Annotated in this window: 1 pseudogene; it reads right to left on the bottom strand. The window is 34.3% G+C overall.

The features are described from left to right. Nucleotides 1-336 precede the first annotated feature (336 nt). A pseudogene (locus AC1DWM_RS30195) lies at nt 337-574 on the bottom strand (hypothetical protein); the annotation flags it as partial.

Genomic DNA, 574 nt, shown 5'->3' with positions numbered 1-574 from the left:
TAAAAAAAACCAAAGCAGAGAGTGATAACGGAATTAGCGAAAACTCTAAAACCCTCAGAAACTTAAAATTACTCAGTTCAATACAACAGAAATCACGATCTCTAAACCTGAAGAACCCCAGAAAAACCAAAGAAAGTGCGAATGTAAAAATTAGTACCGGCTCTAATTCAACATTATAACTATCATAGTATTCAAAAAAACTGTCTAAAATAATTGCGCAAAATGACGAGGCCACATATATTAAAATCAAATAACTAACAACGCCAAATCTGAAATTATTTACTGACTGGTAAACAACAAATAACAAAACAAAAACAAAAAACGGGATAAATATCATTACTTAACACCTAAATTTTTAAAAAAATCCAAACCCCATATAAATTTAGCGCAGAATGCCATGCACGCAAAAACAGCCCCCGACACAAATATAACGTAAGCTAAAGCTCTAACGCTTGTTGATTGATCAATCCCGAATACGCCTATCAGTAAAGCCACCCCAACGCCAGGTGCGATTATTTTCACTACATCATTAATTAACCAAACTCCATGTAGTCCCGACTCAAGCTTATAGTGT

This window comes from Pseudomonas sp. P4_C8 (genome assembly GCF_056401975.1).
This window is presented reverse-complemented; position numbering and strand designations above follow the sequence as displayed.